The following is a 14,564-nucleotide window of genomic DNA, read 5'->3' as shown; positions in this document are numbered from 1 at the left end:
AATTCCTAGCTCCCCCGCTTCGCTACTTCATTTTCTCCTCAATGGCGGTGCCGGCATGCTGTTCGGCGTATTCATCGAGCAAGGTATTGAGGTAGTCGTAGATGTAGTCGACGGCTAGCTGCCGCACTTTGTCGCAGTTGCCACTGAACTCCTGGCGCAGCTCATAGGCGCGGTTCTGGTGCAGCACTGTGAAGTACATGGTGCCCACCGGCTTGTCCTCTGACTCGGAAGCTCCGCCCGCGCACAACCCCGTTACGGCCACGCAGATATCGGCTGAAGGCAGGTGCTTGTGCAGGCCCATGACCATTTCATTGGTAACCTGTTGGCTTTCGGCGGTGTACAAAGCCAGAGTTTCCTTTTTCACGCCCAGCAACCGCTGTTTGGCTGTGGGATGGTACGTTACCACAGAGCCGAGCAGTACTTCGCTGCTGCCTGTGGCTTTCACAAACTCGGAGGCTAGCAGACCCGCCGTGCAGCTTTCCGCAAAGGCAATTGTAAGCTTATACTGCAGAAACTTCTGCACGAGGGTATTCAGGTCGGTAGGCTTCATGACGATAGATAGAACGAACATTCTCTCTACGCCACTTAGGCCGCTAAATGTTATGGTTGAGGTAAAACTAGCCGCCGCAGAACTGTGAGAAGTACTATTCCGGGCCGATATTCTGTACCAGAGCGGCGTCCACGGCCATCACCCGGCCGTTTTTTCTGCTACTACCTACATTGCGGTCCGGGTACGTATCCAGCAGTCGGCCGCAGAGCAGATACGTTTTCTGGCCTGGGCCCGGAGGAAATAGAAGAGAAGGGTGCCGCTAAGCACCGCGCCGGACGGTAAGAGAGAAGTGGGCTAGGAAAATAGCGCCCGTAAAAACGCTGCATGCAGCCTAGTTTGGTTGCAATGCGTATCTTTTGCCGCCGCTGGTTTGCTACCCATCGCTCCGGTGGCGCGCTTCCTTTCTTTCATTCTTTACTTTTTCACAATGGCTACCACTGCCGATTTTGAAGCTGCGCAGCAGCGCGTACAGCAGCTCCCTAGCAAACCGGATAACTCAACCCTCCTAAAGCTGTATGCGCTCTTCAAGCAAGCCAGCGAGGGCGACGTAACCGGCGAGCGACCCGGGGGCTTCGATTTTAAGGGTATTGCCAAATACGACGCCTGGGCCGGCCTGCGTGGTAAGTCGCAGGAAGAAGCCCGGCAGGAATACGTTGATTTTGTTAATTCTCTGTTCTAGCTTTCGGTAGCAGCCCTACCTAACACAGCGGCCCGCTGCTACGCAGGTAGCAGCGGGCCGCTGTGTTAGGTAGGGCCAAGTGGAACTTAGCCCAGGGGCTGGTTGCCGGCATCCGGAGCTGCCGGAGCCGGAGGCGCTACCGGAGCGGCAGGGGCACCGGGCGTCGGCAGATCAAAGGCCACAGCATTGTGCTCGAAGTGGCCTTTGTGCGAGCCATCGCAAAAGGGTTTGTTATGGGAGAGGCCACAGCGGCAGATGCTCACCCGCTCGCGGCCGCCAAGGCCATAAGGCTGGCCCTGGGCGTCCACAATTTCAAAATCGGTGCCCTCTACGCGCAAGGATCCGTTGCTGAGAACGGTAAGTTTAGTAGCCATATGACAATGGAGTGAGGTGGTGTAAGGGGTAGTTAGTGAAGTGAGCTACTGGTAAGACAGAGAACTGAAGTTGTGGGGGCCAAGCTGCGCTGCTTACGTTACTAGCACAGGCAGTACGGTAAACGCGCCAGGCAGCCATGCTACCATCTCACTATTTAAAGAAGCTCTTTACGCAGTACGTAGTCATTCATCCAGTAAGGCCCGATGGCGATGTCCTCTTCCCGATGAAGCTGAAAGCCCAGGTGTTCGTAGAACGCCAGCGCAGGGTTGTGCCGGTTTACGTTCAGCTCCAGGGTGTGGCCACCGGCTGCCCGCACGGCTTGCTCCACCGCCTTTACCAGCTGCTGACCCAGGCCGTGGCCCTGGGCCGAGGGTAGCACGTAGATTTTGTGCAGCTTGTAGAGGCCGGCGCTGGCCTGGGCCGAGAAGGAAGCGTAGCCCCGGGGCTCATCCTCTACGTATACCAGCAGAAAGGTGTGGCCCTGTTCGCTCATTTGCCGCTCCAACGACGCCGGCGTGTAAATCACGCGGTACATGTACTCAATCTGCTCCCGCGAAATGATGAAACGGTAGGTAGGCTCCCAAGTAGCTTCCGCCAAGCTGATAATCGTGGGAATATCGGCCGGAGTAGCGGATTGGATGCGAAGAGGCGGAGCGGCAGAGACTGACATAGCGGGCAAAAAACGGCATTATTCGGCGTAAAACCGAACCCAATTCCTGGTTTCGCTCGTTTTGGGCCGGAAATTGCCTGCGTAAGTCACACGGGTTCGGTGCTTCGGCCGTTCCGGTGCTTTACTTTATCATCTACACTCTCTTCCCCCGACGACTTCCTGCCTATGAGACCTTTCCTGTTGTCACTTGCGCTGCTGACGGGTGCTGCCCTACTGGCCGCCCCGGCTGCCCTGGCCCAGCAAACGCCCAAAACGGCTACCAAGACCACGAAAACGCCCTCGGCCAGCTCCACTACCGCTGGCGTGGAACGGGACCTGCGCGTGTTCAGCGACTGGGTTAACGACAAGGTAGACCAGGCCGCTACCACGGCGCGCCGGGAACTGCCGCGCCTAACGGCGGAGTTTGACCGCCAGAGCAACCGGATTGATAAAGCCGTGGATAGCCTCACCGTAGAGGGCAAGCGCGAGTACACCATCCAGAAAACCCGCTACCGGAAGTGGGCTACCCGCCAGGACAGCCTAGATGCCGCCGCGCGCCGCCCCACTACCGCCGATGCAACCCAGCGCCGCTTGCTGGGTGAGGACGTAAACATCAGCCGGGCCCGGGCCACGGAACTACCCGACCTGTACTTCCGCCTGCTGGAAACCATGCGCTCCAACAAGCAAAACTGGACCCAGGCCGACTGGAGCGCGGCAAGCGCCGTGCTTAGCCGTCTGAACGCCCGCTACGAGCAGGTGCGGGAACAGCTGCCTCTGGAGGAGCGCCTGCGCATCCGCAGTCTGCAGGGCGAGTTTCGCACCCTGGAAAAGGCCCGCGACGTGAAGGATGTAATGCGTGAGTAGTCTGCCTCACATCAGGTCCTGACAAACAACGCCGCGGCCCTCGGAGGGTCGCGGCGTTGTTTCTATGTAGTCTCTCTCTAGAGGCGGGCTCTGTGGCGCTTCAGAGCTGTTTCCTGTAGGAAGAGAAATGACCGGCCCTGCCGCCGCAGCCCCTGCCAGGCCGTGGGTACATCATACAACAGCTGAATGGTAAGAGGCTACCGTACCCGCTCAAAAAATTGATGCTGCTGAGCCGGTTGTGCAGTTCGGGCGAGAAAGCGCAGGCAATGGCCTGCATACCTTCCTGCAGGGCTTGGGGGTAACTACTCGTATTCTAGCCGCTCCATGGCTTCCGTCCAGCCGCCGGTAGCATGGCTTTTATCATTGAGAAGAAGGGCGTAGCGTGGGCTGGCTTGCAGGGTAAGCGCTGCTTCGGCTACGTGTTTCACTTCCTGCCCCGGTAAGTTACCGTACTACCGAAGGCAGAGCTGGTAGTGCGTGGGGGAGTGGAGCAATTCTGCTACGGTATTGCCGTGGGCATCGGCCAGCGTGCCTAGTGGTTGGAGAGGTAGGGAAGGCATAGCCGCTTCACAAAAGGCGGCAGGGCTATACTATACTGAAAACTACCTTGTGCAGGATCGGGACGGTTTGCTGTTTGGTTCGGTTGGTACCTGCTATTTTTGCCGCTCCGTTTTTTCTGCGCTTCGCTCATGCACATAGCAATCGTCGGCAATATTGGCGCCGGCAAAACTACCCTGGCCAACAAGTTGGCTCATCACTTCAACTGGGAGGTGTTCCTGGAAGACGTCGACCATAACCCTTATCTCAAAGATTTCTACGACGATATGCCGCGCTGGGCATTTCATCTGCAGGTCTATTTTCTTAATAGCCGCTTTCGTCAGACCCAGCGCATCAAGGAACTACAGCGCGCCAGCAAAGGTGTTATTCAGGACCGCACGATTTACGAGGACGCCCACATCTTCGCGGCCAATCTGCACCAGTCTGGCCTGATGGCGGAGCGCGACTACCAGAATTACCTGAGCCTGTTTACTTCCATGATCAGCATGGTAGACCCGCCTGATCTGCTGCTTTATCTGCGCGCCGACCTGCCCAAGCTGGTGGCGCAGATTGATAAGCGCAACCGCGACTACGAGAACAATATTAAGATTGACTACCTCAAGCACCTCAACGAACATTACGAGGAGTGGATTAGCTCTTACAAGCACGGCAAGCTGCTGATCGTGGATGTCAATAACCTCGACTACGTTAATCACCCCGAGGACCTGAGCGTCATCATCGAAAAAATCAACAGCACCCTGTTCGGGCTGTTTTAACTGGTGATTAAGTAAGCAAATGAGTGACGTGTTGTGCCGAGCAGCGCGACGCCATGCGTCCTGACCAACGTGCTACCTCCTTACTAACGGAACAAGCCCTTACTGCTCGCGCGAGCAGTAAGGGCTTGTTCCGTTAGTGGAGCTTTGGCAAAGGCGAGCAAAGACAGCCTCGTCGGGCCTTCTCGCCCAGGCATACCCTCACCCTTGTTCCTGCATGGCCTCGTTGAGGAAGCGTACGAATGGTCGGGCTGCTTGCCAGGCCGCTAGCACGCGGGCCGGGAAGTCTGGGCGGCAGACCTCGGCATCGGGAAAGGCGCGCCACACAAAAAAGCTTTTCAAGCGCAGCCATTCAATATCGGGGTCGGTGCGGTCGTAGCCCTTGGGAGCTGTTTTTAGCGCCTGCGACATATCCAGGCCCGCCGGAAACTGGCCGAGCAACTTAGCATCCTGGCGCAGGGCGTGGAAAGCGGGAGCATTGTAGTGAATTTCCTGGCGGATACGGGCCAGTTGCGCCGGCTCGGGCATCCAGCGGCCTGCCCCTACGTAGGTTTCGCCGCCAGGCTCAACGGCCACAAAATAGCCGGCCCAAGCGCTGTGCCGGCCACCGGGCTTAAGGCCCGCCCCCATGTGACGCTTGTAGGGCTCGTCGCTCTGCTGAAACCGGTCGTTTTTGTTGATGCGGAACATTACATCCTGGGGCGTGAGGCCGCGCAGGGCCGGCTCCAGTTCGTCGGCAGCGGTACGTAGCAGGCTGGCGACAAAGGTGGTGTATTCGGCGCGGGCGCGGTGGTAGTCGGCGCGGTGGGCGTCCATCCAGACTTTGTTATTGTTGGCGGCCAGCTCGCGCAGAAAGTCCAGGACGAGGGGTAGGTTCATAGCAGAAGAAGGTAGCAGGCACGGGCTCAAGAAAAAGCGTCCCGCACCGCTAGCCGGTACGGGGTGGCTGCCGGGGAAGTTCGGGTGCAGGCTACCGCTTGTTTAGCGCGTGGGTGCTGCTGAGGCTGGTCCGGTCGTTGAGGGCCCAGTTAAACGACTGATACTCTATGGTGAGGGCCGAGGGGGTGAGTGGCGTGCGGGCGTAGCGGTTCAGGAAAGCTACCAGTTGCGCCTCCGAGCCGAACTCGGCAGCGTACGCCTCAAACAAGCCCGAAAGCTTTACCAGCTGGGGCGTCAACTGGTTAAAGGCCGGGTCATTGATAAAGCGGCGGGTCTGTTCCTCAAGCTGGCTGTGGAGGCGGCCACCATCGTATGCCTCGCCGAGCAGCGGGGCGCCGGATACCGCCCCATACATGAGGGCAAAGTGCACCCGAGGGTCGTGAAACTGGTCGCGCAGCATCTGCTGTTCAATCTGATTAAGCGAGTAGCTCTGACCGCCTACGTTGACAATCGGCGCTTCCCAGGGCGACTTCACTCCGCCCACGGTTTTGACCCGAATGTCGTTGATGCTGGCTACAGGGTAGTACTGCACTACCAGCGAAGTGGCAGCGGCATTGTACACATTCAGCCAAAATGCTTTCGTCTCGTCGGGCGACCAGGAGTTGGGGTCGGGCTTTACCTTACGCAGATTAGCCAGGTATCCAAGCAGCACATCTTCCTCCTCCACCAGCCCTTCGTAATCCAGTCGGCCATCGGCCATGACGTGGTGGCGTATCAGGTGCTCCCAGGGTTGGTGCAGCAGGTTCAGGTAGTTGTTATCCTTGGCGTGGAGCGCGGCCGGGGACAGGAGGCAGAGCCCGAGCAATAACAGGCGAAAAAAGACAATGGCAGAGAGGCGGGGCATGCAATAGGCTAAGAACGCAGAGCAGAACGGTAAACTAGCTGGCGAGGCAAGGAGGTCGAGTACCTGTACCAGCAAAAAGTGTGGCTATTCACGGTAAGAAGCCGGCCAAACAGCCGGCAAACGTGATTTGCCTAATATGTAATTGGATTATCAAATGTATAGCATTAGGGTAATACTACCACCCACCTAATAAAAATATATCCAATAATTATCCTATTTGCTGCAGTGCGCTATTTGTCACAGCGCATGTTTGCACCTAGCAGTGACAGGCTTATTTGCCCGTTATTTCAGGCTTTCAACCCGGATACTTTCGCCGACACGCACTACCCCGTGGCCCACACCCGTCACGTTCTGCCCAAACAGCACCTTATTCTTAGCTCCCTGGGCCCGGTAAGCAGCCAGGGTACGCAGCGGCTCGCCCAAGGGGTGCTTGGTGCCCGTGTGCTGATTAATGGTAGTGAGAATGCACCGGCCACAGCCTCGCACGGCCCGGAACGGCAGTTCCCCGATGTAAAACTGATGCCAAGTATCCTCTACAAAGGCCTCACCGCCGCTAAACACCAGGTTGGGGCGGAAACGGTCCATGCCCACAGGGTCAGTCAGCCGGGTGTTCAGTTCGGCCAGCGACTCCTGCCCAATCAGCAGAAAGGGGTAGCCATCGGCGAAGCTAACCAGCTGCCCTTCTGGGTTATACTCCGGCTCCACGTCGCGGCGGACCATATCCGACATATACACCAGTTTGCAAGGTTGCCCCAAGGCTTCGGAGAGCCATTCGTCGCACTCAGGCCGCGCCCGCCAAGCAAACACCATGTCGTCCCAGATGGTCACGAACAGCGTTTTCTCCGGCGTTGCCTCGAAAGGCACAAACAAGGGTAGCAAATCGGGGCGGGCCTGGTGAGTCAGCAGAAACCCGTTGTAGGCGGGCGCTACCTTTAAGTGCGCCATGGCTGCCGTCTGCCGCTGCGTCATAAACTGGTTACGCTCGTTCACAATCAGCCACCGACGGTCGTGGCGCAGCCCCCGAGGTTCTATCATCGACTCCGATAATCGGATGCCACCGAGGGATTTCACAGGATAGATATATAGATCGGAGAGCAGGAGGGGAGCAGCCATGCTGCAAAGATGAGAAATACTGAGATAGTGCACAGATGAGTTTGACGCTCATCGACGCGGCTATGCGTGGTACAAAACAGTAAACCATCCGCTCCCGATCCGTATCCCCTAGTGGAGGGGACGCTTCTTAATCATACCGCCTTTGGTGTCGCGTACGCTGTGCATTACAATGAAGGCTTGCCGGTCAATTTGCTCTACCTCCGCTTTGAGCTTGGATACTTCCAGACGGGTAATGACCGTAAAAACAATATCCACTGGGCTGGGCTGCTGACCATGGCTACCAAACCCCCGCTTGCCGTTGTATACGGTAGCGCCACGGCCCAGCTTCTCAGTAATCATGCGCCGGATGGCATCGGAGCGGCCCGAAACAATGGTAACCCCTGTGTATTCCTCCAGCCCGTCAATGATAAAATCGATGGTTTTGGCCGCGGCTAGGTAAGCCAGTATGGAGTAAAGCGCCGTTTCGACGGATAAAACCCAGGCAGCTACTCCAAAAATGAGAATATTAAAGACCAATATGATATCACCGACGCTCATACTGGACTGCTTGCTAAGATAGATGGCCATAATTTCGGTGCCATCGAGCACCCCGCCGCCGCGCATCGCCAACCCAATACCGGCCCCGAGGAAGAAGCCCCCAAATACGGATATCAACAGCTTATCCTGCGTGACAATGGGGAAGGGTACTACGGCCAGCACCAGGGCCAGCGCCAAGATGCCGAGCAGGGTTCGAATGGCCACGCCAGGGTCGAGCTGCCGCCAAGCCATAAGCACGAAGGGCAGGTTAAGCAGCACAATAAGCATGGGCAGCGGCAATCCAAAAACCTGCCTAATCAGCAAGGAAACCCCGGTTACGCCCCCATCCAGGAAGCCGCCGGGCAACAAAAAACTCTCCAACCCAAAGCCAGCGGAAAATACGCCCACTACCATTAGTAAGGTATTGATTACCTGCCGCCGCCACCAGCGACGGTCGCGCGCGGGACGCGCACCGGGGGCCGGTCGGCGACGCTTCGGCGTCTCGGAGGAGGTAGTAGAACGAAGTTTGCGCAGGAACATGAGTTGAGGAATAAGCATAGGCAGAAACAGCAGGGTGCTAGTTAAACAGTACGGTGAGGTAGGGGGAATGTTGAAAAGCAGGAACAAGCATACCGGGTAGCGGAAGCTTGGCCCGGAATTTGGAAACCCTATTGCCCGTAGTTAGATAAGACTGCCGCAAACCAATTGAGTAGCATGGCATTGTTACAGGAGTACCAAGTGTTATGGGGGCGTCAGGAGCGGCTGGACTTTGCCGTTGAAATAGCCCCCGCGCTATTGCCACTGATATTACTTTACGCCCTTACCCCCGCAGGCCAATTGCCTCCGGTGTGGCTGGCTTCGTGCCTGTGGTTGCTGGCTACTGCCCTGGTTGCCATACTAGCCGTGCGCCGACTGCACGATGTAGGCCGCAGCGGCTGGTACGCCTTACTGCTGCTGGTGCCCGTATTCAATGCCCTCCTGCTGGTGCTGCTGCTGCTACAGCCTGGTTTGTCGCGCCCCACCCGCCACGGCGTAGCTACACGCCTTCGTTCGGTTGCGTAATTACCTGTGCGCCCTATAAAAACTGCCCCTTCCGGAGAGCTTTCCTTTGCGAAGGAGCCTTCGGAAGGGGCAGAGTTGCATACCAGCAACTGAAAACTACTGGTGCACGAGCTAGGGGGTTGGCTTCTGCGCCAGCTGTAGGGCGCGGTACAGATTTACGAGGCCGCCCGTGCGGGAAAGCTCCGCGAAATCAACGAGGGTAGTGGTGCCGGGCTTGCGCACCTTGGTGTGGTAGGGCACTGCCGATTCCAGAATGATGCGCTTGAGCTGCACGGCCGTCAGCTGGGGGTAGTACGATTTCAGCGTAGCCGCTATGCCGGTTACCACGGGGGCCGCCATGCTGGTGCCGCTCAGGTTGCCGTAGCGGCTGCCGGGTAGGGTGGAGTAAATCTGGTTGCCGGGCGCAAACACATCTACCTGGTTTTTACCGTAGTTCGAGAAGTCGGCCACCATGCTTTCGTCGTTGGTGCGAGCCGAAGCGCCTACCGTAATCATGTTGGGCACGCGCTGGCCGCTGAGGTACACCGGAGCCGGATACTGCAGCGTTTTGTCGAGGTCCTCATTTTCGTTACCGGCCGAGTGTACCAGCAGCACATTTTTAGTGGCGGCGTACTTGATGGCTTCTTCCACGGCCGGACGCTGGGGCGAGTAATACTTGCCGAAGCTCATATTGATAATCTGAGCGCCGTTATCCACGGCATAGCGGATGGCATTGGCCACGTCTTTGTCCCGCTCGTCGCCGTCGGGAACGGCACGCACGGCCATGATCTGCACATTGGGCGCCACCCCGAGCACCCCCAGGTTGTTTTCGCGGTCAGCCCCGATAATGCCGGCTACGTGGGTGCCGTGCATGGGGTCGGGACCGTGCACGTCGCGGTTGCCGTAGTTGCGCTGCTTGGTATCCTCGGGTTGGTCGCCGACGATGGGACGAGGGTTGTACTTAAGGTTCAGGCCGTAGTCGAGCTGGTCCTGAGTTTCCTTCAGGCCCTTTTTCATTTCTTCCAGCACATCATCCAGGGAGGCAAACCCCGTCTGGATGAGGGTAGTGTACAGGCCGCGGGTAATCTGGCGCAGCTCCGGGTCCTGGGTGGGTGGGTTGCGCAGGGTGGCCGTATCGAGGCGGGCTACCCCCAGTGCCTGCTTAAGGCCCGCCGCGCCTTGGGAGTTTTCGCGGTAGGCATCATTGAATTCCTGGAGGCGCTGGGTGTTTTCCTTCACCTTGGCGTCGTAGCTCTTCTTTACCTTCTGGTAGAGGTCGAACTCGGCGCGCTTGGCGGCGGGCACGGCAGTACGCACTTTGCCGGCGTAGAGGGGCTGCAACTTGGCCAGAATGCGTGTTTCTTCCAGCGTTTCCACGTCGATGTTGCGACCATCAGCTCCGCCCAGAAAGCTCCAGCCCAGCACGTCGTCCACGTAACCGTTCTTATCATCGTCCTGGCCGTTGCCGGCAATTTCGCGGCGGTTGTGCCACAACACCCGCTTCAGATCCACGTGGGCTGTGTCGATGCCGGCATCAATAACGGCCACCAATACGGGGGTAGAGGCCTTGCCCTGGAGCAGCTCTGCATAGGCCCGGCGGGCGCTGATGCCCATCACACCCCCATCCTGCTCCGGGTCGAGCAGATACCATTGGGGCGTGGCCGCGGCGGCCGGGGTAGCAGGGTTCGAGGAAGCGGGAGGGGTAGTCTGGGCCGAAGCCGCCAGCACTGGAAACAGAAACGAGAGGCCCAGCAGCCGCAGCCGGGAAGTAAGGGGAAACGCCATGCAAGGGGAGTTCAAAAACGGAAAGGAAAGCAGGATGTACGCAAGGACCGAGCCAGGGGATTAAGCTCAGATGAAGCTTCTTCACTTATCTTCCCGAATGCAGAAAATGGTACTAGTTGTAGTGATGATAGTCGGGTGGTGGTGGCCGCAGGTTGCGTGGGCTACCGCGCAGATACCCGATATTCTGCTTTACCACGGCGATACGCTGTATCTATCAGAAAGCCCGCTCGAAATTTATTTTGAAGGTCGGAAGGATGCCCCGTGCCACCGTACGGTATGTGGCAGCTCCAGTAACTGGCGTTGTTTTCGGGCCACCTGGGGCATTGAGAACCAACAACTCTACTTGCTGGCCATTACGCCGACCTGCGCGGAAAGTGCTAAGCAGATTCACCTGCGGCGCTGGTTTCGGCCTGACGCCGCAGGGAGGGTGAAAGCCAGTTGGGTTAGTGGGCAACTAACGTTGGCTGAACCGGCTTCGGAGGTTGGAATGATGTACCCTGCCTACCTCTGCCAGTGGCACGTGTGGGTGCAAGAAGGCTCGGTTCAGTCTGCTCCATTACCAGCGGAAAGAAAGTTGTGGCAGCATCTGCCTCTAAAGGAAGTAACGCGACGCTACTGTGAAGCACGGAGCCTCATGACGCCGGAGGAGCGACACTATACGGGTATCCATAACATGCCGCCGGCTCAGGTGTGGGTGAAAATAGATGCCGCAGCTTCTGAGCCCCTAACTATTCTGGCAGCAGATCGGCCGGAGCTAGTACCGGCCGCTTTGCGGGTAATGCGTCAGTACCTGCAAGCGGACCCACTCCTCGGCTCAGCCCAAGAACAACCGTGGGCCATGCCGCTGGTATTCGGAAACGTAGATGTTCCCTGCAACGATGACTGAGCTACGCGCACAGGTACTGCCGGAAAATGTAGCGTAGGAAGCTAGGCCACCACGCCCCGGCCCGACAGCGCAACCGTTCGAGCAGTTGACTTCCGCGCCGCCAGAACCGTAGCTCCCTACCCCCTCCACCTGCCCAAACCCGGCCGGGTGGGTATCAGTAACGTCAACCGGTCGGCCGTCTTTGGCGTCGAACCGGGAGATAGGGCAACTTTTCGCTTGTCCGGAAGCGCGAGTGGGGAAACACCGTGTGGGGCGTGCGGTTATCTTCACGCTTTCAAGATGCTCCTTTGTATGCGTATGCGCTCCTCGCGTTTCTTTCGCGCCACTTTGCTGGCCCTGCTCACTCAACTACTCATTCCTTCCTTAACCACCCAGGCCCAGGCCCCCAAAACCTACTCGTCGTCCGAGATTCTGCTGGGGCTGAAGAAGCTGAACGTGCTGGGCTCGGTGCTGTACATTGCCGCGCACCCCGACGACGAAAATACCCGCCTGATTGCCTACCTGGCCAACGGCCGCTTGCTGGAAACCGGCTACCTCAGCTGCACCCGCGGCGACGGCGGCCAGAACCTCATCGGCCCGGAGCTGCGCGAACAACTCGGCGTAATCCGCACTCAGGAGCTGCTGGCCGCTCGGCGCATTGATGGGGGTAGGCAGTTCTTTACCCGCGCCAACGACTTCGGTTTCAGCAAAACTCCCGACGAAACCTTCACCATCTGGGACAAGGAGCAGGTGCTTTCCGATATGGTCTGGGTGATCCGGCAGCGCCGCCCCGATGTGCTCATCACGCGCTTCCCGCCTGATAGCCGCGCCGGCCACGGCCACCACACCGCCTCCGCCATCCTGGCCGCCGAAGCATTTGATGCTGCCGGCGACCCTAAGCGCTTCCCGGAGCAGCTGAAATACGTGCAGCCCTGGCAACCCAAGCGTCTGTTCTGGAACACCGGCTCCTTTTTCGTGAAGCCCGGCGAAAACATGGAGGGTTATCTAAAAGTGGATGCCGGCGCCTACAACCCCCTGCTGGGGCAGAGCTACGGCGAAATTGCCGCCCGCAGCCGCTCCCAGCACAAAAGCCAGGGCTTCGGCTCGGCCGCCCAGCGCGGTGAGGCCCTGGAGTATCTGCAATACGTGAAGGGCGACAAGGCTACGTCCGACCCCTTCGAGGGCATTGACCTGAACTGGAACCGGGTGCCCGGCGGCGCGGCTATTGGAAAGATGATAGATGATGTTATCCGGAAGTACGACCCCAGCAACCCCAGCGCCAGCGTGGCAGGGTTGCTGAAGGTGCGCGAGGCTATCCTGAAGCTTGACCAGCAAGCCAAGGTGTTGGGAGGGGCAGGAAGCTTCTTTAGAATGCCAGAATATTACTGGATCAAAAGCAAGCAGGAGCAGATAGAAGAATTGATTCGGGGTAGTCTGGGCCTCTACTTGGAAGCTACTATCTCTGAGCCCACTATTGCCCCTAACCAAGCGGTAGCAGTACGTCTAGATGTGCTTAACCGTTCAGCAGTACCCGTAACTGTGCGAGGCGTAGGAGCTTTAGGATTTGGGCGAGATACCACTTTAAACACTGTATTAAACACTGAGAAACCGCTCTCTCTGCGTTTGCCCCTTCGATTTGCTGCGCAGCTCACAACATCGCAGCCGTATTGGCTCCGGGAAGTAGGTACTGTTGGGATGTATCATGTGCCTGATGAGCTACTACTAGCTGCGGGAGGAGAACTAAGAACAGCTCAAGTTCCGGGCGTAGCAACAGTTCCTGCCCAGCACTTGCCGGATGGAGGCGGGGGAAAACAAACCCGCGAGCGTAACGCCATGTTGCTGGTCAATCAACAGAATCTTATTGGCTTACCTGAGAACCCAGCTTTTGCCTACGTAGGCCTGCAGATAAATGTGTTAGGCACTTCATTATTCTATAGTGTTCCTGTCCAATACAAAAGCACCGACCCGGTAGAAGGAGAGAAGTACCGCCCGCTGGTGGTGGTGCCGCCCGTAGCCGTAAACATCGGCGGGCGCGCCTACGTCTTTGCCGACAACCAACCCAAAACCATTCCCGTGACCTTGCGGGCTGGTAAGGCGGGCGTGAAAGGCTCCGTGGCGCTGACCTTGCCGCAAGGCTGGAAGTCGGAGCCGGCCAGCTTTACCTTTGACCTCGCCAGCAAAGACGCCGAGCAAACCGTGCAGTTCCGGGTGCAGCCGGGGGGTGGGACCCAGGAAGGTAAAACCGAACTGCGGGCCGTGGCTACCGTGGACGGGCAGCAGTATTCGCGCGGTTACCAGGCCATCGAGTACAACCACATTCCTACCCAAGTGCTTTTCCCCGAAGCCGTGGCTCCGCTGGTAAAGCTGGACCTTAAGCGTAAAGGTCAGGAAATCGGCTACCTCATGGGGGCCGGTGACGAAGTGCCCGACGCCCTGCGCCAGATCGGCTACACCGTGACCCTGCTCAAGCCCGAGGACCTCACCGACCAAAACCTGCGCCGCTTCGATGCCGTGGTGCTGGGCGTGCGGGCCTACAACACAGTGGACAGGCTGAAAACCGTGCAGCCTACCCTGCTGCGCTACGTCGAAAACGGCGGCAACCTGGTGGTGCAATATGTAGTGAACCGCGGCACCGTCATGCCACAAATTGGTCCGTACCCGCTGACCTTGTCTTCCGATAGAGTGACGGTAGAAAATGCGCCCGTCACCTTCCTGAACCCCCAGCAGCCCCTGCTCAACTCGCCCAACAAGATTACCGCCAAGGACTTCGAGGGCTGGGTGCAGGAGCAAGGCCTGTACTACCCCTCCCAGTGGGACCCCAAATACCAGACCGTCCTCAGTTCCCACGACCCCGGCGAGAAAGCCAAGCAAAGCGCCATTCTGGTAGCCGATTACGGCAAAGGGCACTACATCTACACGGGTCTTTCGTTGTTCCGGGAGCTGCCCGCCGGCGTGCCCGGTGCCTACCGCTTACTCACCAACATGGTGTCGTTGGGGAAGTAGAAAATAACCATCTGTCACCTCAGCATGGCGC

Annotated in this window: 15 protein-coding genes; 6 read left to right on the top strand and 9 right to left on the bottom strand. The window is 58.2% G+C overall.

Going from position 1 to position 14,564, the window contains the following annotated elements:
• Window positions 1-22: 22 nt before the first annotated feature.
• Window positions 23-550 carry a CinA family protein gene (locus K3G63_RS16220; protein WP_220615185.1) on the bottom strand — a complete coding sequence of 176 codons (528 nt, stop codon included), beginning with the start codon at window positions 548-550 and terminating at the stop codon, window positions 23-25.
• Between the two features lie 427 nt (window positions 551-977).
• Between K3G63_RS16220 and K3G63_RS16215 the strand changes: the two genes are divergently transcribed.
• Window positions 978-1,229 carry an acyl-CoA-binding protein gene (locus K3G63_RS16215; protein WP_220615184.1) on the top strand — a complete coding sequence of 84 codons (252 nt, stop codon included), beginning with the start codon at window positions 978-980 and terminating at the stop codon, window positions 1,227-1,229.
• A gap of 86 nt (window positions 1,230-1,315) precedes the next feature.
• Here the strand turns inward: K3G63_RS16215 and K3G63_RS16210 are convergent, their stop codons facing one another.
• Together K3G63_RS16210 and K3G63_RS16205 are read right to left on the bottom strand one after the other, a co-directional pair.
• Entirely contained in the window at window positions 1,316-1,603 is a 288-nt protein-coding gene (locus K3G63_RS16210) for a CDGSH iron-sulfur domain-containing protein (protein WP_259404525.1), read from the bottom strand.
• Window positions 1,604-1,758: 155 nt separating this feature from the next.
• Complete coding sequence (locus K3G63_RS16205; RefSeq protein ID WP_220615183.1) at window positions 1,759-2,274, bottom strand: GNAT family N-acetyltransferase; 516 nt, start codon at window positions 2,272-2,274, stop codon at window positions 1,759-1,761.
• Between the two features lie 165 nt (window positions 2,275-2,439).
• Between K3G63_RS16205 and K3G63_RS16200 the strand changes: the two genes are divergently transcribed.
• Entirely contained in the window at window positions 2,440-3,117 is a 678-nt protein-coding gene (locus K3G63_RS16200; protein WP_220615182.1) for a DUF6565 domain-containing protein, read from the top strand.
• A 302-nt stretch (window positions 3,118-3,419) separates the two neighbouring features.
• Here the strand turns inward: K3G63_RS16200 and K3G63_RS22900 are convergent, their stop codons facing one another.
• Entirely contained in the window at window positions 3,420-3,545 is a 126-nt protein-coding gene (locus tag K3G63_RS22900; protein ID WP_259404524.1) for a hypothetical protein, read from the bottom strand.
• Window positions 3,546-3,806: 261 nt separating this feature from the next.
• Between K3G63_RS22900 and K3G63_RS16195 the strand changes: the two genes are divergently transcribed.
• The gene (locus tag K3G63_RS16195; protein ID WP_220615181.1) at window positions 3,807-4,430 is read left to right on the top strand and encodes a deoxynucleoside kinase; all 624 of its coding nucleotides are present in this window, start codon (window positions 3,807-3,809) and stop codon (window positions 4,428-4,430) included.
• Between the two features lie 198 nt (window positions 4,431-4,628).
• Here K3G63_RS16195 and K3G63_RS16190 read toward each other — a convergent pair whose 3' ends face one another.
• The 4 genes from K3G63_RS16190 to K3G63_RS16175 all read right to left on the bottom strand — a co-directional run bounded on the left by K3G63_RS16190 (window position 4,629) and on the right by K3G63_RS16175 (window position 8,397).
• Complete coding sequence (locus K3G63_RS16190) at window positions 4,629-5,306, bottom strand: DUF2461 domain-containing protein (protein ID WP_220615180.1); 678 nt, start codon at window positions 5,304-5,306, stop codon at window positions 4,629-4,631.
• Window positions 5,307-5,397: 91 nt separating this feature from the next.
• Window positions 5,398-6,210, bottom strand: a complete 813-nt coding sequence (locus K3G63_RS16185; RefSeq protein ID WP_220615179.1) for a DUF547 domain-containing protein — start codon at window positions 6,208-6,210, stop codon at window positions 5,398-5,400.
• Window positions 6,211-6,492: 282 nt separating this feature from the next.
• The gene (locus K3G63_RS16180) at window positions 6,493-7,323 is read right to left on the bottom strand and encodes an MOSC domain-containing protein (RefSeq protein ID WP_220615178.1); all 831 of its coding nucleotides are present in this window, start codon (window positions 7,321-7,323) and stop codon (window positions 6,493-6,495) included.
• A gap of 108 nt (window positions 7,324-7,431) precedes the next feature.
• Window positions 7,432-8,397, bottom strand: coding sequence for a YitT family protein (locus K3G63_RS16175; RefSeq protein ID WP_220615177.1), 966 nt, complete (start codon window positions 8,395-8,397; stop codon window positions 7,432-7,434).
• 156 nt (window positions 8,398-8,553) lie between these two features.
• Between K3G63_RS16175 and K3G63_RS16170 the strand changes: the two genes are divergently transcribed.
• Window positions 8,554-8,901 (top strand): DUF805 domain-containing protein, encoded by a 348-nt coding sequence (locus K3G63_RS16170; RefSeq protein ID WP_220615176.1) that lies wholly within the window; start codon window positions 8,554-8,556, stop codon window positions 8,899-8,901.
• Between the two features lie 111 nt (window positions 8,902-9,012).
• Here the strand turns inward: K3G63_RS16170 and K3G63_RS16165 are convergent, their stop codons facing one another.
• The gene (locus K3G63_RS16165; protein WP_220615175.1) at window positions 9,013-10,665 is read right to left on the bottom strand and encodes a S8 family peptidase; all 1,653 of its coding nucleotides are present in this window, start codon (window positions 10,663-10,665) and stop codon (window positions 9,013-9,015) included.
• A gap of 97 nt (window positions 10,666-10,762) precedes the next feature.
• Here K3G63_RS16165 and K3G63_RS16160 point away from each other — a divergent pair, with 97 nt between their 5' ends.
• Both K3G63_RS16160 and K3G63_RS16155 read left to right on the top strand, forming a co-directional pair.
• Window positions 10,763-11,551, top strand: a complete 789-nt coding sequence (locus K3G63_RS16160) for a hypothetical protein (RefSeq protein WP_220615174.1) — start codon at window positions 10,763-10,765, stop codon at window positions 11,549-11,551.
• A 291-nt stretch (window positions 11,552-11,842) separates the two neighbouring features.
• Entirely contained in the window at window positions 11,843-14,533 is a 2,691-nt protein-coding gene (locus K3G63_RS16155; RefSeq protein ID WP_220615173.1) for a PIG-L family deacetylase, read from the top strand.
• Window positions 14,534-14,564 lie beyond the last annotated feature (31 nt).

Origin of the sequence: Hymenobacter sp. HSC-4F20 (assembly GCF_019599275.1) — a bacterium.
Lineage (GTDB): Bacteria > Bacteroidota > Bacteroidia > Cytophagales > Hymenobacteraceae > Hymenobacter.
The sequence above is the reverse complement of the archived record's forward strand: the minus strand, read 5'-3'. Positions and strand labels throughout refer to the sequence as shown.

What these genes read in the sequence shown, in the direction of transcription:
- K3G63_RS16170 (WP_220615176.1), top strand. Translation starts at nt 8,554, where the DNA reads ATGGCATTGTTACAGGAGTACCAAGTGTTATGGGGGCGTCAGGAGCGG.
- K3G63_RS16185 (WP_220615179.1), bottom strand. Translation starts at nt 6,210, where the DNA reads ATGCCCCGCCTCTCTGCCATTGTCTTTTTTCGCCTGTTATTGCTCGGG.
- K3G63_RS16205 (WP_220615183.1), bottom strand. Translation starts at nt 2,274, where the DNA reads ATGTCAGTCTCTGCCGCTCCGCCTCTTCGCATCCAATCCGCTACTCCG.
- K3G63_RS16165 (WP_220615175.1), bottom strand. Translation starts at nt 10,665, where the DNA reads ATGGCGTTTCCCCTTACTTCCCGGCTGCGGCTGCTGGGCCTCTCGTTT.
- K3G63_RS16190 (WP_220615180.1), bottom strand. Translation starts at nt 5,306, where the DNA reads ATGAACCTACCCCTCGTCCTGGACTTTCTGCGCGAGCTGGCCGCCAAC.
- K3G63_RS16195 (WP_220615181.1), top strand. Translation starts at nt 3,807, where the DNA reads ATGCACATAGCAATCGTCGGCAATATTGGCGCCGGCAAAACTACCCTG.
- K3G63_RS16210 (WP_259404525.1), bottom strand. Translation starts at nt 1,603, where the DNA reads ATGGCTACTAAACTTACCGTTCTCAGCAACGGATCCTTGCGCGTAGAG.
- K3G63_RS16175 (WP_220615177.1), bottom strand. Translation starts at nt 8,397, where the DNA reads ATGCTTATTCCTCAACTCATGTTCCTGCGCAAACTTCGTTCTACTACC.
- K3G63_RS16155 (WP_220615173.1), top strand. Translation starts at nt 11,843, where the DNA reads ATGCGTATGCGCTCCTCGCGTTTCTTTCGCGCCACTTTGCTGGCCCTG.
- K3G63_RS16200 (WP_220615182.1), top strand. Translation starts at nt 2,440, where the DNA reads ATGAGACCTTTCCTGTTGTCACTTGCGCTGCTGACGGGTGCTGCCCTA.
- K3G63_RS16180 (WP_220615178.1), bottom strand. Translation starts at nt 7,323, where the DNA reads ATGGCTGCTCCCCTCCTGCTCTCCGATCTATATATCTATCCTGTGAAA.
- K3G63_RS16215 (WP_220615184.1), top strand. Translation starts at nt 978, where the DNA reads ATGGCTACCACTGCCGATTTTGAAGCTGCGCAGCAGCGCGTACAGCAG.
- K3G63_RS16220 (WP_220615185.1), bottom strand. Translation starts at nt 550, where the DNA reads ATGAAGCCTACCGACCTGAATACCCTCGTGCAGAAGTTTCTGCAGTAT.
- K3G63_RS16160 (WP_220615174.1), top strand. Translation starts at nt 10,763, where the DNA reads ATGCAGAAAATGGTACTAGTTGTAGTGATGATAGTCGGGTGGTGGTGG.